At 60.1% G+C, this 20,778-nt stretch carries 19 protein-coding genes; 10 read left to right on the top strand and 9 right to left on the bottom strand.

Features of this window, described 5'->3' with window-relative positions:
- Positions 1 to 378: 378 nt before the first annotated feature.
- The gene (gene putP / locus F8N21_RS11860) at positions 379 to 1,863 is read right to left on the bottom strand and encodes a sodium/proline symporter PutP (protein ID WP_150642314.1); all 1,485 of its coding nucleotides are present in this window, start codon (positions 1,861 to 1,863) and stop codon (positions 379 to 381) included.
- Between the two features lie 459 nt (positions 1,864 to 2,322).
- On the opposite strand from putP, the gene putA reads away from it, so the two are divergent.
- The 8 genes from putA (at position 2,323) to F8N21_RS11820 (ending at position 12,828) form a co-directional block, all read left to right on the top strand.
- Complete coding sequence (gene putA / locus F8N21_RS11855; protein ID WP_150642313.1) at positions 2,323 to 6,276, top strand: trifunctional transcriptional regulator/proline dehydrogenase/L-glutamate gamma-semialdehyde dehydrogenase; 3,954 nt, start codon at positions 2,323 to 2,325, stop codon at positions 6,274 to 6,276.
- A gap of 263 nt (positions 6,277 to 6,539) precedes the next feature.
- Entirely contained in the window at positions 6,540 to 8,342 is a 1,803-nt protein-coding gene (locus F8N21_RS11850; protein ID WP_150642312.1) for an acyl-CoA dehydrogenase, read from the top strand.
- A 132-nt stretch (positions 8,343 to 8,474) separates the two neighbouring features.
- Positions 8,475 to 9,614: a homoserine O-succinyltransferase MetX gene (gene metX, locus F8N21_RS11845; RefSeq protein WP_150642311.1), complete on the top strand. Its 1,140-nt coding sequence runs from the start codon at positions 8,475 to 8,477 to the stop codon at positions 9,612 to 9,614.
- Between the two features lie 7 nt (positions 9,615 to 9,621).
- Positions 9,622 to 10,242 carry a methionine biosynthesis protein MetW gene (gene metW / locus F8N21_RS11840; RefSeq protein ID WP_150642310.1) on the top strand — a complete coding sequence of 207 codons (621 nt, stop codon included), beginning with the start codon at positions 9,622 to 9,624 and terminating at the stop codon, positions 10,240 to 10,242.
- Positions 10,243 to 10,268: 26 nt separating this feature from the next.
- Positions 10,269 to 10,703: a DUF4426 domain-containing protein gene (locus F8N21_RS11835; protein ID WP_150642309.1), complete on the top strand. Its 435-nt coding sequence runs from the start codon at positions 10,269 to 10,271 to the stop codon at positions 10,701 to 10,703.
- A complete protein-coding gene (gene rdgB / locus F8N21_RS11830; protein WP_412071634.1) occupies positions 10,703 to 11,296 on the top strand; it encodes an RdgB/HAM1 family non-canonical purine NTP pyrophosphatase in 594 nt (197 codons plus the stop codon). Before F8N21_RS11835 ends, rdgB begins: the two co-directional genes overlap by 1 nt.
- Positions 11,293 to 12,495 (top strand): radical SAM family heme chaperone HemW, encoded by a 1,203-nt coding sequence (gene hemW / locus F8N21_RS11825; protein ID WP_150642307.1) that lies wholly within the window; start codon positions 11,293 to 11,295, stop codon positions 12,493 to 12,495. The genes rdgB and hemW overlap by 4 nt, the downstream gene beginning before the upstream one ends.
- 9 nt (positions 12,496 to 12,504) lie before the next feature.
- Positions 12,505 to 12,828: a DUF3392 domain-containing protein gene (locus tag F8N21_RS11820; RefSeq protein WP_150642306.1), complete on the top strand. Its 324-nt coding sequence runs from the start codon at positions 12,505 to 12,507 to the stop codon at positions 12,826 to 12,828.
- Between the two features lie 209 nt (positions 12,829 to 13,037).
- Here F8N21_RS11820 and trmB read toward each other — a convergent pair whose 3' ends face one another.
- The 4 genes from trmB to F8N21_RS11800 all read right to left on the bottom strand — a co-directional run bounded on the left by trmB (position 13,038) and on the right by F8N21_RS11800 (position 15,409).
- A complete protein-coding gene (trmB, locus tag F8N21_RS11815; protein ID WP_150642305.1) occupies positions 13,038 to 13,763 on the bottom strand; it encodes a tRNA (guanosine(46)-N7)-methyltransferase TrmB in 726 nt (241 codons plus the stop codon).
- 9 nt (positions 13,764 to 13,772) lie between these two features.
- The gene (locus tag F8N21_RS11810) at positions 13,773 to 14,567 is read right to left on the bottom strand and encodes a thiazole synthase (protein WP_150642304.1); all 795 of its coding nucleotides are present in this window, start codon (positions 14,565 to 14,567) and stop codon (positions 13,773 to 13,775) included.
- Positions 14,568 to 14,628: 61 nt separating this feature from the next.
- On the bottom strand, positions 14,629 to 14,829 hold the full coding sequence (gene thiS / locus F8N21_RS11805) for a sulfur carrier protein ThiS (RefSeq protein ID WP_150642303.1): 201 nt from the start codon (positions 14,827 to 14,829) through the stop codon (positions 14,629 to 14,631).
- 211 nt (positions 14,830 to 15,040) lie between these two features.
- Complete coding sequence (locus F8N21_RS11800) at positions 15,041 to 15,409, bottom strand: DUF423 domain-containing protein (protein WP_150642302.1); 369 nt, start codon at positions 15,407 to 15,409, stop codon at positions 15,041 to 15,043.
- Between the two features lie 74 nt (positions 15,410 to 15,483).
- Between F8N21_RS11800 and mtgA the strand changes: the two genes are divergently transcribed.
- Positions 15,484 to 16,206, top strand: a complete 723-nt coding sequence (mtgA, locus tag F8N21_RS11795; RefSeq protein WP_150642301.1) for a monofunctional biosynthetic peptidoglycan transglycosylase — start codon at positions 15,484 to 15,486, stop codon at positions 16,204 to 16,206.
- A gap of 176 nt (positions 16,207 to 16,382) precedes the next feature.
- Here the strand turns inward: mtgA and rpoH are convergent, their stop codons facing one another.
- The 4 genes from rpoH to ftsY form a co-directional block, all read right to left on the bottom strand.
- Positions 16,383 to 17,237 carry an RNA polymerase sigma factor RpoH gene (gene rpoH / locus F8N21_RS11790; protein ID WP_150642300.1) on the bottom strand — a complete coding sequence of 285 codons (855 nt, stop codon included), beginning with the start codon at positions 17,235 to 17,237 and terminating at the stop codon, positions 16,383 to 16,385.
- 114 nt (positions 17,238 to 17,351) lie between these two features.
- Positions 17,352 to 18,374 (bottom strand): permease-like cell division protein FtsX, encoded by a 1,023-nt coding sequence (gene ftsX / locus F8N21_RS11785; RefSeq protein WP_150642299.1) that lies wholly within the window; start codon positions 18,372 to 18,374, stop codon positions 17,352 to 17,354.
- Positions 18,371 to 19,042, bottom strand: a complete 672-nt coding sequence (gene ftsE / locus F8N21_RS11780) for a cell division ATP-binding protein FtsE (protein ID WP_150642298.1) — start codon at positions 19,040 to 19,042, stop codon at positions 18,371 to 18,373. Before ftsE ends, ftsX begins: the two co-directional genes overlap by 4 nt.
- Positions 19,039 to 20,622 (bottom strand): signal recognition particle-docking protein FtsY, encoded by a 1,584-nt coding sequence (gene ftsY, locus F8N21_RS11775; RefSeq protein ID WP_150642297.1) that lies wholly within the window; start codon positions 20,620 to 20,622, stop codon positions 19,039 to 19,041. The genes ftsE and ftsY overlap by 4 nt, the downstream gene beginning before the upstream one ends.
- Here ftsY and F8N21_RS11770 point away from each other — a divergent pair.
- On the top strand, positions 20,621 to 20,767 hold the full coding sequence (locus F8N21_RS11770) for a hypothetical protein (RefSeq protein ID WP_191624291.1): 147 nt from the start codon (positions 20,621 to 20,623) through the stop codon (positions 20,765 to 20,767). The two genes, ftsY and F8N21_RS11770, sit on opposite strands and share 2 nt — an antisense overlap.
- The last annotated feature ends 11 nt before the right edge of the window (positions 20,768 to 20,778 follow it).

The raw sequence follows: 20,778 nt of genomic DNA, 5'->3' as shown, positions 1-20,778 counted from the left end.
GTTTTACGACTGCTGCGCAGCCGAGCGGGGCGGTGCGGCGTTCCGACAAGCCCCCTCGCCACAGGTAGGGTGTTCGGCCAGCGAGATGTGTAGATACCTATGCCCAAGGGGGCGAGGGGACTGATCTTGAGTGTCTGCCGAGCTGCTGCGACCTGTGAAACCGAGTCGATTATGGATTCAACGCAGCATTTTCAGGTCGCAGCACATCCTCAGAAACCCACATTCTGCTCCCTCGCCCCGCTGGGGCGGTCCGACGTTTCGGGAGGGCTGGGGTGAGGGGTGGATTTCGGATCGGCAGGCACAAAAAAACGGCCCGCCTCCAAAAGGACGCGGGCCGTTTTCATGTCACTGAATGCCTAGGGCATCAGCTCATCTCACTCAGCTGTTCAGCTGGAAGTCTTTCTCGGCGGCGGCGAAGCGCTGCAGCATGCCGGCAGTCGGAGCGCCCATCTTGCTGACGATGTAGATCGCGAGGCTGGCGAAGATGAAGCCCGGGATGATTTCGTACAGACCCAGCAACTCGAAGTGTTTCCAGACGATCACGGTGATTGCGCCGACCAGGATACCGGCCAGTGCGCCGTTACGAGTCATGTCTTTCCAGATCACCGAGATCAGGACCACCGGACCGAAAGCGGCACCGAAACCGGCCCAGGCGTAGCTGACCAGACCCAGTACGCGGTTTTCCGGGTTGGCAGCCATGGCGATGGCGATCAGGGCAACCAACAGCACCATGGCGCGGCCGACCCATACCAGTTCGATCTGGGAAGCATTTTTACGCAGGAAGGTCTTGTAGAAGTCTTCGGTCAGGGCGCTGGAGCACACCAGCAACTGGCAGCTCAAGGTGCTCATCACGGCAGCCAGAATGGCCGACAACAAGATCCCGGCAATCCATGGGTTGAAGAGGATCTTCGCCAGCTCGATGAACACTCGCTCGTGGTTCTCGCTCACCGGCATCGCCACGGCCGGGTTCGCCGAGAAGTAGGCAATACCGAAGAAGCCGACGGCCACTGTGCCGCCCAGGCACAGGATCATCCAGGTCATGGAGATGCGACGGGCTTTGGCGATCGATTTGACCGAATCCGCCGCCATGAAACGCGCGAGGATGTGCGGCTGACCGAAGTAGCCCAGGCCCCAACCCATCAGCGAGATGATGCCGATGAAGGTGGTGTTTTTCAGCATGTCGAAGTTGCTTGGATCTTGCGCTTCGATGGCCAGGAAGGTGGTGTCGATGCCACCGGTCGCCAGCAGCACGATGATTGGCGTCAGCAGCAGGGCGAAGATCATCAGCGTGGCTTGCACGGTGTCAGTCCAGCTCACTGCCAGGAAACCACCGACGAAGGTGTAGGCAATAGTCGCCGCAGCACCGGCCCACAGCGCAGTCTCATAAGACATGCCGAAGGTGCTTTCGAACAGGCGGGCGCCGGCAACGATGCCGGAAGCGCAATAGATGGTGAAGAACACCAGAATCACGATGGCCGAGATGATGCGCAACAGACCGCTTTTGTCTTCGAATCGGCTGGAGAAGTAATCCGGCAGGGTCAGTGCGTCGCCGTTGTGCTCGGTCTGCACCCGCAGACGACCGGCCACGAATAGCCAGTTCAGGTAGGCACCGATGATCAGGCCGATGGCGATCCAGCTTTCCGACAGACCGGACATATAAATCGCGCCCGGCAAGCCCATCAGCAACCAGCCGCTCATGTCGGAAGCACCGGCGGAAAGCGCGGTCACCACGCTGCCCAGGCTACGGCCGCCCAGAATATAGTCGGAAAGGTTGTTGGTGGAGCGATAGGCCATGAAGCCGATCAATACCATTGCCGCGATGTAGATCACGAACGTGATCAGGGTTGGATTACTTACGCTCATTGAGTTACGCCCTGGCATTGTTTTTATGTAGCGGCGGTCTGTGGGACCCGTCTGCACACCTGAGTGGATAGACGATTCTGGTTGCCGCGCATTTATGACTGACGTTTCCCCAGGAAAGCCATCAGCCGATGAACCGCTCTTTTGGACTGGTTGCACCTTGGGCGCGAATGCTATTCAACAATGCAAATAAGGTGCAACCAGTTTCGGTCGAATAAGTTGCACCTAGTCGGATTTTTAATTGAAATCGCCGTTTTTGCTCCCTTTCGGCGCAAAAAATTGTATATCCAGAAGTAAAAAGCACCCAGCAGGCGCGGCTTCTGGCTGGTGGAAATTATTTCCTGACGAGCCGTCTATTTTTCCGACAAAAAAAGGTTGCACCCGGTTGCACCTCGGTCTGCTCACGGCTAATCTTGCCGCCAGCTGATGTCACGCAGTCGTGGCAAACATGAGGATAAAAATATGGCTACCACCACCCTTGGGGTCAAACTCGATGACCCGACCCGCGAGCGCCTCAAAGCCGCCGCAACCTCGATTGATCGCACGCCGCACTGGCTGATCAAGCAGGCAATTTTCAATTACCTGGAAAAACTCGAGGGTGGTGCAACCCTGACCGAGCTGAACGGTTTGATCAGTAAAGACGCTGAAGACGCCGGCGACGTGCAGGCTGACCACGCACACCAGTGCTTCCTCGAGTTCGCCGAGAGCATCCTGCCGCAATCGGTCCTGCGCGCGTCGATTACTGCCGCCTACCGTCGCCCGGAACCGGAAGTGGTGCCGATGCTGATCGAGCAGGCACGTCTGCCTGCGACCATGGCTGAAGCCACCAACAAGCTGGCCGCTTCGATTGCTGAAAAACTGCGCAATCAGAAGAGCGCCGGCGGCCGTGCCGGTATCGTTCAGGGCCTGCTGCAGGAGTTTTCCCTGTCGTCCCAGGAAGGCGTGGCGCTGATGTGCCTGGCCGAAGCGCTGCTGCGTATTCCGGATAAAGGCACCCGCGACGCACTGATCCGCGACAAGATCAGTACCGGTAACTGGCATCCGCACCTGGGCAACAGCCCGTCGCTGTTCGTCAACGCCGCTACCTGGGGCCTGCTGCTGACCGGCAAACTGGTCGCTACCCATAACGAAGCCGGCCTGACTTCGTCCCTGAGCCGCATCATCGGCAAGAGCGGCGAACCGATGATCCGCAAGGGCGTCGACATGGCCATGCGCCTGATGGGCGAGCAGTTCGTCACCGGCGAAACCATCGCCGAAGCCCTGGCCAACGCCAGCAAGTTCGAAGCCAAGGGCTTCCGCTATTCCTACGACATGCTCGGTGAAGCCGCACTGACCGAACATGACGCCCAGAAATACCTGGCATCCTACGAGCAGGCCATCCATTCGATCGGCAAGGCTTCCCACGGTCGCGGCATTTATGAAGGCCCGGGCATCTCGATCAAGCTCTCGGCCCTGCACCCGCGCTACAGCCGCGCCCAGTACGAGCGGGTGATGGACGAGCTGTACCCGCGCCTGCTGTCGCTGACCCTGCTGGCCAAGCATTACGATATCGGCCTGAACATCGACGCCGAAGAAGCTGATCGCCTCGAGTTGTCCCTGGATCTGCTGGAGCGTCTGTGCTTCGAGCCGCAACTGACTGGCTGGAACGGCATCGGTTTCGTCATCCAGGCTTACCAGAAACGTTGCCCGTACGTGATCGACTATGTGATCGACCTGGCTCGTCGCAGCCGTCATCGCCTGATGATCCGCCTGGTGAAAGGCGCGTACTGGGACAGCGAAATCAAGCGCGCCCAGGTCGAAGGCCTGGAAGGCTATCCGGTCTACACCCGCAAGGTGTACACCGACGTGTCCTACATTGCTTGCGCGCGCAAACTGCTGTCGGTGCCGGAAGTCATTTACCCGCAGTTCGCCACCCACAACGCCCACACCCTGTCGGCCATTTACCATATCGCCGGTCAGAACTACTACCCAGGTCAGTACGAATTCCAATGCCTGCACGGCATGGGTGAACCGCTGTACGAGCAGGTGGTAGGCAAGGTTTCCGAAGGCAAGCTGAACCGTCCATGCCGCGTCTACGCGCCGGTCGGGACTCACGAAACACTACTGGCCTACCTGGTCCGTCGTCTGCTGGAAAACGGCGCCAACACCTCGTTCGTCAACCGCATCGCCGACCAATCCATCTCGATTCAGGAGCTGGTGGCCGATCCAGTGGCCAGCATCGAGCAGATGGCGACGCTGGAAGGCGGCTTCGGCCTGCCGCACCCGCGTATCCCGCTGCCGCGCGATCTGTATGGTGCCGAGCGCGCCAACTCGAGCGGCATCGACCTGGCCAACGAACATCGTCTGGCATCTCTGTCCTGCGCCCTGCTGGCCACCGCGCACAACCACTGGACAGCCGCGCCGATGCTCGGTTGCGCTTCGAGTAACGAAGCTTTGGCACCGGTACTGAACCCGTCCGATCTGCGTGACGTGGTCGGCCATGTGCAAGAAGCCAATATCGAAGACGTCGACAACGCGATTCAGTGCGCGCTGAACGCCGCACCAATCTGGCAGGCCACCCCACCAGCCGAGCGCGCCGCGATTCTGGAACGCGCTGCCGATTTGATGGAAGGCGAGATCCAGCCGCTGATGGGCCTGCTGGCTCGCGAAGCCGGCAAGACCTTCGCCAACGCCATCGCCGAAGTGCGTGAAGCCGTGGACTTCCTGCGTTACTACGCAGTACAGGCTCGCAACGATTTCACCAACGATGCCCACCGCCCGTTGGGCCCGGTGGTTTGCATCAGCCCGTGGAACTTCCCTCTGGCGATCTTCAGTGGCCAGGTTGCTGCTGCACTGGCTGCCGGTAACCCGGTCCTGGCCAAGCCAGCCGAACAAACTCCACTGATCGCGGCTCAAGCCGTGCGCCTGATGCTTGAAGCCGGGATCCCGGAAGGCGTGCTGCAACTGCTGCCGGGCCGTGGCGAGACCGTCGGCGCCCGCCTGGTCGGCGACGATCGGGTCAAAGGTGTGATGTTCACCGGCTCCACCGAAGTCGCTCGCTTGCTGCAACGCAGTGTCGCCGGCCGCCTGGATACCCAGGGCCGTCCGATCCCGCTGATCGCTGAAACCGGCGGCCAGAACGCAATGATCGTCGACTCCTCGGCACTGACCGAACAAGTGGTCATCGACGTCGTATCCTCGGCCTTCGACAGCGCCGGTCAACGTTGCTCGGCCCTGCGCGTACTGTGCCTGCAGGAAGATTCTGCAGACCGCGTCATCGAAATGCTCAAAGGCGCCATGGCCGAATGCCGTCTCGGTAATCCGGAACGCCTGTCCGTGGACATCGGTCCGGTGATCGACGCTGAAGCCAAGGCTGGCATCGAGAAGCACATCCAGGGCATGCGCGATAAAGGTCGCAACGTTTACCAGGTGGCGATCGCCAACAGCGAAGAAGTCAAACGCGGCACCTTCGTGATGCCGACCTTGATTGAGCTGGAAAGCTTCGACGAGCTGCAACGGGAGATCTTCGGTCCGGTGCTGCACGTGGTGCGCTACAAGCGTAAAGAGATCGATCAGCTGATCGGCCAGATCAACGCTTCCGGCTACGGTCTGACCCTGGGCGTTCACACCCGCATCGACGAAACCATCGCCAAGGTGATCGACAACGTCAATGCCGGTAACGTCTACGTCAACCGCAATATCGTGGGTGCCGTGGTCGGTGTGCAGCCGTTCGGCGGCGAAGGTTTGTCGGGTACCGGTCCGAAAGCCGGTGGTCCGCTGTACCTGTACCGCTTGCTGTCGACTCGTCCTACCGATGCGATCGAGCAATCCTTCGTTCGCGGTGACGCATTGAGCGCGCCGGATGTTCGTCTGCGTGATGCCATGAGCAAACCACTGACCGCTCTGAAAACCTGGGCTGACAGCAATAAACAGGCCGACCTGAGCGCGCTTTGCCTGCAATTCGCAGCACAATCGCAAAGCGGTATCACCCGCCTGCTGAGCGGCCCGACCGGTGAACGCAACAGCTACGCCATCCTGCCCCGCGAGCATGTACTGTGCCTGGCGGAAGTCGAAGCGGATCTGCTGAGCCAACTGGCTGCGGTACTGGCTGTCGGTGGTTCGGCAGTCTGGCCGGATGCCGAGTTGAACAAGGCGCTCTACGCTCGCCTGCCGAAAGAAGTGCAAGCGCGCATCAAGCTGGTCAACGACTGGAGCAAGGACGAAGTGGTGTTTGATGCGGTTCTGCATCATGGCCACTCCGATCAGCTGCGGGCGGTCTGCCAGCAAGTGGCCAAGCGTGCCGGCGCTATCGTCGGGGTTCACGGCCTGTCCCAAGGCGAAACCAGCATTGCGCTGGAACGTCTGGTGATCGAGCGTGCGCTGAGCGTTAACACTGCTGCTGCGGGTGGTAATGCCAGCTTGATGACTATCGGCTAAACCGAAAAAAACCGGGCGCCTGCAATGGGTGTCCGGTTTTTTTAGAAGCAAGATCAAAAGATCGCAGCCTTCGGCAGCTCCTACATGAGATCGCGCACCTCTGTAGGAGCTGCCGAAGGCTGCGATCTTGGCAATCTCACAGACTCTATTGAAACATCCGACTGTCGCTTCGTTCTGCCCCTCCATCACCCAGATCAATCTTCCTGTTCACCCTGCCCTCCCCACACCTAGACTCGGTCCATCCCAAAAAAAGGTAGGCCGCCATGTCCGAGACGCTGCTCAGTTCCCGCAATCTGGCTTTCGAGCTGTATGAAGTCCTTGATGCCGAAGGCCTGACCCAGCGTGAGCGTTTTGCCGAGCACAACCGCGAAACCTTCGATGCGGCCATCAGCACCGCGCGCAACATCGCCGAGAAGTTTTTCGCGCCGCACAACCGCAAGGGCGACGAGAACGAACCGCGCTACGAAGACGGTCAGGCGATTCTGATCCCGGAAGTGAAACCGGCAGTCGATGCCTTCCTTGAAGCCGGCTTCCTCAACGCCGCGCGCAGTTTCGAGGCTGGCGGCATGCAGTTGCCGACCCTACTCTCGCAAGCCTGCTTCGCGCATTTCCAATCGGCCAACGCGGCATCGACCTCGTACCCGTTCCTGACCATGGGCGCAGCGAACCTGATCGAAAGCTTCGGCAGCGATGAGCAGAAACAGCGCTTCCTGCAGCCCATGATCGACGGTCGTTTCTTCGGCACCATGGCCTTGACCGAGCCCCATGCCGGCTCATCGCTGTCGGACATCCGCACCCGAGCGGAACCTGCCGCCGATGGTACCTACCGACTCAAGGGCAACAAGATTTTCATCTCCGGTGGCGACCATTCGCTATCGGAAAACATTGTGCACATGGTCCTGGCCAAGCTGCCGGATGCGCCTGCGGGAGTGAAAGGCATTTCGCTGTTTATCGTGCCCAAGTTCCTGGTCAAGGATGACGGCAGTCTCGGCCCGCGCAACGACGTACTGCTGGCCGGGCTGTTCCACAAGATGGGCTGGAAGGGCACGACCTCAACCGCACTGAATTTTGGTGATAAGGGCGAGTGTGTCGGCTACCTGGTGGGCAAACCACACCAAGGCCTGAGCTATATGTTCCAGATGATGAACGAGGCACGGATCGGCGTAGGCATGGGCGCAGTGATGCTGGGTTATGCCGGCTATCTGTATTCCCTGGAGTACGCTCGCGAACGTCCGCAAGGTCGCCTGCCGGACAGCAAGGATCCGAATACCGCACCGGTCTCGATCATCCAGCATGCCGACATCAAACGCATGCTGCTGACCCAAAAGGCTTACGTCGAGGGCGCCTTTGACCTGGGCCTGTTTGCGGCGAGACTGTTCGACGACACCAGCACGCTCGAGACCGAAGCCGAACGCAAACAGGCCCACGAACTGCTGGACCTGCTGACCCCGATCGTCAAATCCTGGCCATCGGAGTTTTGCCTGAAAGCCAACGAGCTGGCGATCCAGATCCTCGGCGGTCATGGCTACACCCGCGAATACCCGGTGGAACAGTATTACCGCGACAATCGCCTGAATCCGATCCACGAAGGTACCCACGGCATCCAGTCACTGGATCTGCTGGGGCGCAAACTCGCGCAGAACGGCGGGGCCGGGCTCAAACAGCTGATCCGCCTGATCGCCGACACCGCCGAGCGGGCACAGGCCCATGAATCCCTGACGCCACTGCGCCAACCGCTGGAGCAACTGGTGACGCGCCTGCAAACCGTCACCCTCGGCCTGCTGAGCGACCTGGGCCAAGGCAAGGTCAACAGCAGCCTGGCCAACTCGGCGCTGTACCTCAAAGTCTTCGGCCACACGGTGATCGGCTGGCGCTGGCTGGAACAGGCAATCCGCGCTGAAGAAGGACTACTCAAAGGCAATGGTGCGGATGTCAGCTTCTACAAAGGCAAGCTGCAGGCCGCCCGCTACTTCCTGACATGGGAAGTACCGGGCTGTCATCATGAGCTGGCAATTCTCGAGGCCCGCGATGATACGTGCCTGACCATGCGCGATGAGTGGTTTTGATCGCCTGAGACTACCGAGAAGTCGAGGCCGGCGTTTCTGCAAACAGACTAATTTTCAGATGCTCCGGCCTTTGCTTGCTGCTGGGGACAGCGCTCATTAGACTTACGCCTCATTTAAGCGAGAGCAGGGTCGATGTCCACTGTCTTTCCCCACGATTCCGTTGGTCTGGTGACGCCGCAAATGGCGCACTTCAGCGAGCCCCTGGCCCTTGCCTGCGGCCGCTCCCTGCCAGCCTATGATCTGATCTACGAAACCTATGGCGCGCTGAACGCCACGGCCAGCAACGCCGTGCTGATCTGTCATGCGCTGTCCGGCCACCACCACGCGGCGGGCTTTCACAGCCCCGACGACCGCAAACCCGGGTGGTGGGACAGCTGCATCGGCCCCGGCAAACCGATCGATACCAATAAGTTCTTCGTCGTCAGTCTGAACAACCTCGGTGGTTGCAATGGCTCCACCGGCCCGAGCAGCATCAACCCGGAAAGCGGCAAACCCTTTGGCGCCGACTTTCCGGTATTGACCGTCGAAGACTGGGTCCACAGCCAGGCGCGCCTGGCCGACCTGCTGGGTATCCGCCAGTGGGCCGCGGTGATCGGTGGCAGCCTGGGCGGCATGCAGGCCTTGCAGTGGAGCATCAGCTACCCCGAGCGCATCCGTCACTGCCTGGCGATCGCCTCGGCCCCCAAGCTGTCGGCGCAGAATATCGCCTTCAACGAAGTGGCGCGCCAGGCCATCCTGACCGACCCCGAGTTCCACGGCGGCTCGTTCCAGGAACAGGGCGTGATCCCCAAGCGCGGGCTGATGCTGGCGCGGATGGTCGGGCACATCACCTACCTGTCGGATGACTCCATGGGCGAGAAATTCGGCCGTGGCCTGAAGAGTGAAAAGCTCAACTATGACTTCCACAGCGTCGAGTTCCAGGTCGAAAGCTACCTGCGTTATCAAGGCGAGGAGTTCTCCGGCCGTTTCGACGCCAACACCTACCTGCTGATGACCAAGGCCCTGGACTACTTCGATCCGGCGGCGAATTTCGACGACGACCTGGCAAAAACCTTCGCCGGGGCCAAGGCCAGGTTCTGCGTGATGTCCTTCACTACCGACTGGCGCTTTTCCCCGGCCCGCTCGCGGGAGTTGGTGGACGCGCTGATGGCGGCCAAGAAAGACGTCTGCTACCTGGAGATCGATGCTCCGCAAGGCCATGACGCCTTCCTGATTCCGATCCCGCGCTATTTGCAGGCTTTCAGCAACTACATGAATCGAATTTCGCTTTGAGGACGCCATGAGAGCCGACCTGGAAATCATCCAAGACTGGATCCCCGCCGGCAGCCGCGTGCTCGACCTCGGCTGCGGCGATGGCGAACTGCTCACCTGGCTGCGGGACCACAAGCAAGTCACCGGCTATGGCCTGGAAAACGACCCGGACAACATTGCCGAGTGCGTCGCCAAAGGCATCAACGTCATCGAGCAGGATCTGGACAAGGGGCTGGGCAACTTTGCCAGCAACAGCTTCGATGTGGTGGTCATGACCCAGGCCCTGCAAGCCGTGCACTACCCGGACCGGATCCTCGACGAAATGTTGCGGGTCGGTCGTCAGTGCATCATCACCTTCCCCAATTTCGGTCACTGGCGCTGCCGCTGGTACCTGGCCAGCAAAGGCCGGATGCCCGTTTCGGACTTCCTGCCGTACACCTGGTACAACACGCCGAACATCCACTTTTGCACCTTCGGCGACTTCGAAGAGCTGTGCCGTGAGCGCAAAGCGCGGGTCATCGATCGGCTTGCCGTCGATCAACAACATCGGCATGGGTGGGCCAGTAAGCTATGGCCTAATCTATTAGGTGAAATCGGCATCTACCACGTCAGCAGCCCCGGCCTCGAGGATCACAAGGTCGCGGTATAAACCACGCTACTTCGAGGAGAACGAACATGGGTCGCTTGGCTATTTTTCTACTCAGTACCTGTCTGAGCCTGACCGCTGTGGCGGCCGATGTAATCAAAGGCGAACGCAAGGAAGTGTTCGGTGACGTCACCGTGCACTACAACACCTTTAACTCGACGTTCATCCAACCGGACATCGCCAAAGCCGCCGAACTGGTGCGCAGCAAGAATCAGGGCGTGATCAACGTTTCCGTGCTCAAGGACGGCAAACCGCTGGTGTCTGAGGTCAGCGGCACGGTGAAAGACCTTACCAGTGTGTCAATCCCGCTGAAGTTCAAGCAGGTCACCGAGCAAGGCGCGATCTACTACCTCGCGCAGTTCCCTGTGGAACAACAGGAAACCCGCACCTTCACGATCAACGTTAAAACTGGTGGCAAAACCAACAGCTTCAGTTTCAACCAAGAGCTATTCCCGGGCAAATAATGAACTTCACGCAACTCGTATTGGCCAGCCATAACGCCGGCAAACTCAAAGAACTCCAGGCCATGCTCGGTGAGTCCGTGCATTTGCGCTCGATTGGCGAGTTCAGCAGCGTCGAACCGGAAGAAACCGGTCTGTCGTTCGTCGAAAACGCCATCCTCAAGGCGCGCAATGCCGCACGCATTTCCGGTCTGCCGGCGTTGGCTGACGATTCCGGGCTGGCGGTGGACTTTCTCGGCGGCGCGCCGGGCATCTACTCCGCACGCTACGCCGATGGCCAGGGCGATGCAGCCAACAACGCCAAGCTGCTGGAAGTGTTGAAGGATGTGCCGCAAGACGAGCGCGGCGCGCAGTTCGTTTGCGTGCTGGCCCTGGTTCGGCATGCCGATGATCCACTACCGATTCTCTGCGAAGGCCTGTGGCATGGCCGTATCCTGCCTGCCGCCAGTGGCGCCCACGGTTTCGGCTACGACCCGCTGTTCTGGGTCCCGGAGCGCAATTGCTCCAGCGCCGAGCTGAGCCCGAGCGAGAAAAACCAACTGAGCCATCGCGCCCGCGCCATGGCCCTGCTGCGCCAGCGTCTGGGGCTGGCATGACTAAGGGCTCATCGGCGCAGCCGCTGATCTTCGGCGGCGCGCAAACGCCTCGCGCGGCCCTGCCCCAGTTGCCGCCCCTGGCGCTGTACATCCACATTCCCTGGTGTGTACGCAAATGCCCGTATTGCGACTTCAACTCCCATACCGCAAGCCCCGTGCTGCCGGAACAGGAATACATCGACGCACTGTTGGCCGACCTTGATCAGGACCTGCACGCCGTCTACGGCCGCGAACTGAGCTCGATCTTTTTCGGCGGCGGCACGCCCAGCCTGTTCAGCGCCGACGCTTTGGGCCGCCTGCTCAAAGGCGTGGAACAACGTATCCCGTTTGCCAGCGACATCGAAATCACCCTGGAAGCCAACCCCGGAACCTTCGAGCAGGAGAAGTTCGTTGCTTACCGCGCCCTGGGCATCAATCGCTTGTCGATCGGTATCCAGAGTTTCCAGGAAGCCAAACTCAAGGCACTGGGGCGGATCCACAACGGCGACGAAGCCGTACGTGCCGCCGGCATGGCCCGTCAGGCAGGCTTCGACAACTTCAACCTGGACCTGATGCACGGCTTGCCCGATCAGTCCCTGGACGATGCCCTGAGCGACCTGCGCCAGGCCATCGCGCTGAAGCCGACCCATCTGTCCTGGTATCAGCTGACCCTGGAGCCGAACACGGTGTTCTGGAACCAGCCGCCGACCCTGCCCGAAGACGACACCCTGTGGGACATTCAGGAAGCCGGCCAGGCACTGTTGGCCGAGCACGGTTACGCCCAGTACGAAGTCTCGGCCTATGCCCAGCCCGGACGTCCGGCGCGACATAACCTCAATTACTGGAGCTTTGGCGACTTCATCGGTATCGGCGCGGGCGCTCACGGCAAGCTCAGCCATCCCGACGGGCGCATCGTGCGCACCTGGAAAACCCGGCTGCCCAAGGACTACCTCAACCCGGCCAAAAGCTTTCAGGCCGGCGAGAAATCCCTGAGCAACGATGAATTGCCGTTCGAATTTCTGATGAACGCCTTGCGCCTGACCGATGGCGTCGATGCGGCGTTGTACGCTCAGCGTACTGGCCTGAGCCTGGAAAGCCTGGCCGACGCGCGCCGGCAAGCAGAACAAAGTGGCTTATTGCAGGTCGAACCCACACGCCTGGCGGCTACCGCCCGCGGGCAGCTGTTCCTCAATGACTTGCTGCAATATTTTCTGATCTAAGGAAATCGAATGGATTTGATACTCGACCTGCTCGCCACCGTGTCCCGCTGGAGCCGCAGCAACCTTTCGGAAATCTCTCTGGCGCTGGTTGGCTGCCTGCTGGTGCTGTTCGGCGCGGACATCAAAGGCTGGGTCGAGCAGCGCCTGGGCGGCATCGCCGGCGCGCTGCGCGTACCCTTGATGGCCCTGCTGTGCATGGTCGGCAGCGGCGTCGCACTGATCTACGCCACACCCTGGATCATCAAGGGCCTGAGCCAGTTCAACAACTACAGCCTGGCGCCGGTGTTGTTGGTGGTATTGGTGTTGATCGGAGTTGTGGCAGACCGCCGCTAACTTCTGACTAGACACAAAACAACTGTGGGAGCGGGCTTACTGTGGCGAGCGGGCTTGCCCGCGCTGGGTCGCGAAGCGGCCCAAAAACCAGCCACCGCGCTAGATCAGGTACACCGCGCGGAATGGTTTTACGACTGCTTCGCAGCCGAACGGGGGCAAGCCCCCTCGCCACAGTAAGCCCGCTCCCACATTTTGGATTGCGTTGCAGCTTAAGACTGTTTCTCGAACTTCAAATCCCAAACCCCATGCCCTAAACGCTCGCCACGACGCTCAAACTTGGTGATCGGGCGTTCGGTCGGACGCGGTACGCATTTGCCGTCTTCAGCGAAGTTGCGGTAGCCCGGCGCGACGTCCATGACTTCCAGCATGTACTCGGCATAGGGTTCCCAATCGGTCGCCATATGCAGCACGCCGCCGACCTTCAACTTGCTGCGCACCAGTTCGGCGAAGGACGCCTGAACGATGCGACGCTTGTGATGACGGCTCTTGTGCCACGGATCCGGGAAGAACAGCAGCAGGCGATCGAGACTGTTATCGGCAATACAACGGTTGAGCACTTCGATCGCGTCGCAATCGTAGACCCGCAGATTGGTCAGGCCCTGAGTCAGCACGCCATTGAGCAGCGCGCCGACACCCGGACGGTGGACTTCAACGCCGATGAAATCCTGCTCGGGTGAAGCTGCAGCCATTTCCAGCAACGAATGCCCCATGCCGAAACCGATTTCCAGGGTGCGCGGCGCCGAGCGGCCGAACACCTGGTCGAAGTCCACCGGCGCATCGGCCAGTGGCAGAACGAACAGCGGCGTACCTTGCTCCAGACCTTTGTGCTGGCCTTCGGTCATACGCCCGGCGCGCATCACGAAACTCTTGATGCGGCGGTGTTGGCGTTCTTCGCCTTCTGCAGGCGCGATAGGCGTGTCGTTTGATTCAGTCATCAATGGCTCTTACTTGATCAGACCATCCAGCGGCGAGGAGGCGCTGGCATAGAGTTTTTTCGGCATGCGCCCGGCGAGGTAGGCCAGGCGACCTGCAACAATGGCGTGCTTCATGGCTTCAGCCATCATGATCGGCTGTTGCGCATTGGCGATGGCCGAGTTCATCAGCACCGCTTCGCAACCCAGCTCCATAGCAATGGTGGCGTCGGAAGCAGTACCGACACCGGCATCCACCAACACCGGTATATTGGCTTCTTCGAGGATAATTCGCAGGTTGTACGGGTTGCAGATCCCCAGACCCGTACCGATCAAACCGGCCAGCGGCATCACGGCGATGCAGCCGATTTGCTCCAGTTGCCGGGCAATGATCGGGTCATCGCTGGTGTAGACCATCACGTCGAAACCATCCTTGACCAGTATTTCCGCGGCCTTGAGGGTTTCGATAACGTTGGGAAACAGGGTCTTCTGATCAGCCAGGACTTCCAGCTTGACCAGGTTGTGACCATCCAGCAGTTCACGGGCCAGACGGCAGGTGCGCACGGCTTCGATCGCGTCATAGCAACCGGCGGTGTTTGGCAGGATGGTGTAACGATCCGGCGGCAGGATGTCGAGCAGGTTCGGCTCACCCGGGTTCTGGCCGATGTTGGTCCGGCGCACCGCAACGGTGACGATTTGCGCGCCAGAAGCTTCGATGGCCAGACGGGTTTCTTCCATGTCGCGGTACTTGCCGGTGCCTACCAGCAAACGCGACTGGTAAGTACGACCGGCCAGGACGAAGGGCTTGTCGCTACGAACGTTGCTCATGGGAAATCCTCTGTTGGGGTGAGGTTCTGCAGAATTCTTTGGCGCTCAATTGCCGGGTTGCCTAGCCGCCGCCGATGGCGTGGACCACTTCGACCTGATCGCCCTCATTGAGCGCGGTCTCGGCATGCTGACTGCGCGGGACGATGTCCAGATTGAGTTCGACCGCCACCCGGCGTCCGGTCAGATCCAGGCGGGTCAGCAGGGCCGCAACGGTTTCGCCGTCGGGCAGTTCAAAGGATTCACCGTTCAACTGAATGCGCATGCCGGATGCCGTCATCATTTTTAGGGGTCAGCATTCTAGCCCGATCAGTCAGGTCGACCCAAGCCATTCGTCATGAAATGGACAGGCGTGTCATGGTCCCTGTAGGAGCAGCCGGGCGACGTTCCGTTTGCTCGCGATGGACGTCAACGATAACGCGTGTTTCCTGCTTATACGCGTTGCCCCGGCGTTTTTTTCGCGAGCAAGCTCGCTCCTACAACCGCCAGGCTGCAAGCCCCAGGCATAACCAGCCTATCAGGAAGGCCAGGCCACCGAAGGGCGTCACGATACCAAGCTTGCTGACTCCAGTCAGGGTCAGCAGATAGAGGCTGCCGGAGAACAACAGTATACCGATGACAAATGAGACGCCGGCCCATGTCATCAGGCGCCCGGGTATTTGAGTGGCCAGCAGTGCAACGCCCAGCAACGCCAGGGTATGCACCAACTGATAGGTGACCCCTGTGTGAAAGATCGCCAGATACTCCGCGCTGAGGCGATGTTTCAGGCCGTGGGCGGCAAACGCGCCGAGGGCGACGCCGGTAAACCCGAAAAAGGCAGCCAGCAGCAGAAAGCCACGCAGCATGTGGAACTCCAGTCAGAATCATTCAACAGGGTCTGTATAATGGCCCGCTCAACGGGTTCGGCCAAGCCATCTCTATGCTGCGTTTATTTTTTCGTCGATTCACCCAAGCCCTGCTCTGGTTCGCAGCCGGCAGCGTGTTGCTGGTGCTGGTGTTTCGCTTTGTGCCGCCACCGGGAACGGCGCTGATGGTCGAGCGCAAGGTCGAATCCTGGTTCAACGGCGAGCCGATCGACCTGCAACGCGACTGGCAGCCCTGGGAGAAGATCTCGGACGACCTGAAAATCGCGGTGATTGCCGGCGAGGATCAGAAGTTCTCCGAGCACTGGGGTTTTGATTTCGGCGCGATTCAGGCGGCATTTGCCCACAACGAACGCGGCGGCTCGATCCGTGGTGCCAGCACCCTGAGCCAGCAAGTGTCGAAGAACCTGTTTCTATGGTCCGGCCGCAGCTGGTTGCGCAAAGGGCTGGAGGCCTGGTTTACCGGGCTGATCGAAATACTCTGGCCCAAGCAGCGGATTCTTGAGGTCTACCTCAACAGCGTGGAATGGGATGCCGGAGTCTTCGGCGCCGAAGCAGCGGCTCGGCACCACTTCGGCGTCGGCGCAGCCTCACTGTCGCGCCAGCAAGCCAGTCTGCTGGCGGCCGTACTACCCAACCCGCGAGCGTGGAGCGCCAGCCGTCCAAGCAGCTATGTGGGACGCCGCGCCGGCTGGATTCGCCGACAGATGGGGCAATTGGGTGGCGAGGGTTATCTGGCCGGGCTGAACGATTCGCGCAGGGCACCCTGGGCGCAGTGATCCGAGACCGCGTCGTCCTCTGGAAAAAGATCGCAGCCTTCGGCAGCTCCTACGCCGATGCAACGTGTATACGGATTCTGTAGGAGCTGCCGATAGGCTGCGATCTTTTGATCTTGAGACCTTAAAAAAAGCCCCAATCAATGATCGGGGCGTTTTTTTATTGCTTATCGCTGCAGTTAAGCGGCGATCGACAACTTGAGCTTGTTCATCGCGCTCTTCTCGAGCTGACGAATACGCTCGGCCGACACGTTGTACTTCTGCGCCAGGTCATGCAGGGTCGACTTCTCTTCCGCCAGCCAGCGCTGGTAGAGGATGTCGCGACTACGGTCGTCCAGCACCTCCAGCGCTTCGTGCAGGTTGTGGTTCGAGTTGTCGCTCCAGTCGGCATCTTCCAGTTGACGGGCCGGGTCGTACCGGTGGTCTTCCAGATAGTTGGCCGGCGACTGGAAGGCACTGTCGTCGTCCGCTTCCGCAGCCGGGTCGAAGGCCATGTCATGACCGGTCAGGCGGCTTTCCATCTCGCGCACTTCCCGCGGCTCTACGCCGAGGCTTTCCGCCACGCGATGGACTTCCTCGTTGTTCAGCCAGGCCAGACGCTTTTTCTGGCTGCGCAGGTTGAAGAACAGCTTGCGCTGGGCCTTGGTCGTGGCGACCTTGACGATGCGCCAGTTGCGCAGGATGAACTCGTGGATTTCAGCCTTGATCCAGTGCACGGCGAACGACACCAGACGCACGCCCATTTCCGGGTTGAAGCGTTTTACCGCTTTCATCAGGCCGACGTTGCCTTCCTGGATCAGGTCAGCCTGGGCCAGGCCGTAGCCGGAATAGCTGCGGGCAATATGTACAACAAAACGCAGGTGGGCGAGCACCATCTGCCGAGCCGCCCCCAAATCCTGCTCATAGTAGAGACTCTCGGCCAGTTCACGCTCCTGCTCCGGCGTCAGCAATGGAATGCTGTTCACCGTGTGCACATAAGCCTCCAGGTTCGCACCCGGGACTAAAGCATATGCAGGTTGCAAAGAAGTGGTCATACGAAAAAACCTCCGACTCACATAACTCGTGCAGTTCAGCACTGCGAAAATTGACCGGAAACCGAAAGACAAGTTCCCTAGAAAGCTGAAAAGGTCAATACAAGCAAAAAGACACTACTTCGGCGCAAGCTCCCGTAGGTGGCGTGCTACCGCAATCCAAGCACCGATATACCCCAACAGCACCGCGCCAAGCAAGAGTGACAGACCATCGGCGACCGGCACACCGGCCAGCGCAAAATCACTGCCGTACAGACCGGCCAGCCCGACCACCGCATCGTTCAGCCAATCGAGGCCGAACGCCAGTACGCCCCAGGAGAGAATCCCCGCACCGAAGCCATAAAGCGCACCCATATACAGAAAGGGCCTACGCACATAACTGTCAGTGCCGCCGACCAGTTTAATCACTTCTATCTCTGTGCGGCGGTTTTCAATATGAAGACGAATGGTATTGCCTATCACCAAAAGTAATGCAGAAACCAGAAGCACCGTCAGACCAAAGACAAATCGGTCGCCGAGCTTGAGGATCGCTGCCAGACGCTCGACCCAGACTAGATCAAGTTGTGCCTGTTGTACCTTCGGCAGCTCGGAAAGTTTTTGTCTTAATGCTTCAAGGGCGGGTTTGTCGATTTCGTTCGGGGTCACCAGGACCACGCCCGGCAACGGATTGTGCGGCAATTCCTTGAGCGCCTCACCCAGGCCGGACTGCTGCTGGAACTCCTCCAGGGCCTGGTCACGGCTGATGTATTCGGCATCCGCCACACCCGGCAGGCCTTTGATCTGCTCGCGCAGTTGCGCGCCTTCGCCGGTGCTGGTATCGAGTTGCAGGTACAGGGAAATCTGCGCCGCACGCTGCCAGGAGCCGCCGAGACGCTCGACGTTACTCAGCAGAAGTGACAGCCCCATCGGCAAACTCAGGGCAACGGCCATTACCAGGCAGGTGAAGAAACTGCCGACTGGCTGTTTACCCAGGCGACGCAGGCTGTCCAGCAAGCTGGCGCGGTGACTTTCGATCCAGGCACGCAGCAAGCTACTGAAGTCCGGGCCGTCGTCCTCGTCGCGTTTTTTCTTCTGCGGTTGCGGGTCGGCGGCTTTGGGCGCCACCCGTTCGGAAACTTTCGGACTGCGTGTCGCGCTCATACCCCAGCCTCCCCGTCGCCGATCAACCGACCGCGCTGCAGTGTCAGCATGCGATGGCGCATGCGGGCAATCAGCGCCAGGTCGTGACTGGCAATCAGCACGCTGGTACCCAGCCGATTGATGTCTTCGAATACACCCATGATTTCTGCCGCCAGACGCGGGTCGAGGTTACCGGTCGGTTCGTCCGCCAGCAAAAGAGCCGGGCGATGGACGATGGCGCGGGCGATGCCAACGCGCTGTTGCTGACCGGTGGACAGATCGCCTGGGTACAGATCGGTCTTGTCCGAAAGCGCCACGCGCTCCAGGGCCGAATCCACGCGCTTGGCGATCTCGGCCTTGGACAGCCCGAGAATCTGCAACGGCAAGGCGATGTTGTTGAAAATCGTGCGGTCGAACAGCAACTGGTGGTTCTGGAAGACCACGCCGATCTGCCGCCGCAGGAAAGGAATCTGTGCGTTGCTGATCTGGCCCAGATCCTGACCGGCCAGCAACAGCTTGCCGGTGGTCGGACGCTCCATGGCCAGCAACAGTCGCAGCAAGGTGCTTTTACCGGCGCCGGAATGGCCGGTGACAAACAAGAACTCGCCCCGACGGACTCGAAAGCTCAGCTCATGCAAGCCGACGTGACCGTTCGGATAGCGCTTACCGACCTGTTCGAAACGAATCATGAACGCTCCCGCTCGGCAAACAGTGCCTGGACAAAGGGTTCGGCTTCAAAAGTACGCAAATCATCGATGCTTTCACCGACACCGATGTAGCGAATGGGCAGGCCAAATTGCTTGGCCAGGGCAAAGATAACCCCGCCTTTGGCCGTACCGTCGAGCTTAGTCAAGGCAAGACCGGTCAGCTCGACCGTCTGGTGGAATTGCTTGGCCTGGCTGATCGCGTTCTGACCCGTACCGGCGTCGAGCACCAGCAGCACTTCGTGGGGCGCATCGGCGTCGAGCTTACTAATGACCCGGCGAACCTTCTTCAGCTCTTCCATCAGGTTGTCTTTAGTGTGCAGGCGACCGGCGGTATCGGCGATCAATACGTCGATGCCTCGGGCCTTGGCAGCCTGTACCGCATCAAAGATCACCGAGGCGGAATCGGCGCCCGTGTGCTGGGCAATCACCGGAATCTTGTTGCGCTCACCCCAGACCTGCAACTGCTCGACTGCCGCCGCGCGGAAGGTATCACCGGCCGCGAGCATGACTTTCTTGCCTTCGAGCTGCAGCTTCTTCGCCAGTTTGCCGATGGTGGTGGTTTTACCGGCGCCGTTGACGCCGACCACCAGGATCACGAACGGCTTGTTCTGCGAGATGATGTTCAGCGGCTTCTCGACCGGCTTGAGCATGTCCGTGAGCTCGGCCTGCAGGGATTTGTACAGCGCATTAGCGTCGGCCAGCTGTTTGCGCGCGACTTTCTGGGTCAGGCTCTGGATGATCACCGAAGTCGCTTCGACGCCGACGTCAGCAGTCAGCAGACGGGTCTCGATGTCTTCGAGCAGCTCGTCATCGATCAGCTTCTTGCCGAGGAACAGGCTGGCCATGCCCTCGCCGATGCTGGCGCTGGTCTTGGACAGACCTTGCTTGAGACGGGCAAAGAAACCGACTTTGTTTTCTTCGCTGCTGGCGCGGGCTGGTTCGGCGGTTACGGGCGATGCGACCGGCGCATCGAGCCCTGGCGCAACAGGTGTAGCAACAGGCGCAACAGGAGCAACAGGCGCGGCAACAACCTCTGCAGCGACGGGCTCAGGAACGGGTGCAGGGACAGATTCCGCAGCCAGAAATGCAGCAATAACTGGCTGTGGAACATCGAGCTCGAGCATTACCGGTTCCGCTGCAACCGGCTCAACCACGGCAACGCGTTCGCTAACCAGCAGCTGTACCGCTTGCTGAACATCTGTCGGCGCCGGAATCGGCGGGGTGATATGCGGCGCCAATTCATCTTCGACCAGCCCGACTGGCTCTTCCGCCACCGGCAGGACCAGCCACGGCTTATGCTCGACATGCGTAATCGGCAGGGCGGGTGCAACCGGTACAGGCTCGACTACCGGCTGAAGGACCGGCTCGGCGACGGGCAAAACTACTGGAGCGGGCACGTCTACAACCGGCGCAGCGTCCACAACCGGTTCAGTGGCAGGCTCAGGATTGGCTTGCGGCTGTTCGACGACGGTTTCCTGCGGCTTTTTGCGCAGCCATCCGAACAGGCCTTTTTTCTCGCCAGCCGCAGCTGGGGTCTTCTTGTCGTCGTTGGAACCAAACATGGATGACGGCTATCTCAAGGTAGCGACGCGCCAATGTGGCGCCTCGGCAAATAAATATTCGCTGCAGAACAGACTGTTTTTTACCCAGCTTGTTCACGCGCAACATTTTGTCGAGGTGCTGATCGGCACCTCAAAGGTCGACTAAATACTAAGGAC

The organism is Pseudomonas fluorescens (assembly GCF_902497895.1).
In the GTDB taxonomy this organism is placed as follows: domain Bacteria; phylum Pseudomonadota; class Gammaproteobacteria; order Pseudomonadales; family Pseudomonadaceae; genus Aquipseudomonas; species Aquipseudomonas fluorescens_BP.
The sequence above is the reverse complement of the archived record's forward strand: the minus strand, read 5'-3'. Positions and strand labels throughout refer to the sequence as shown.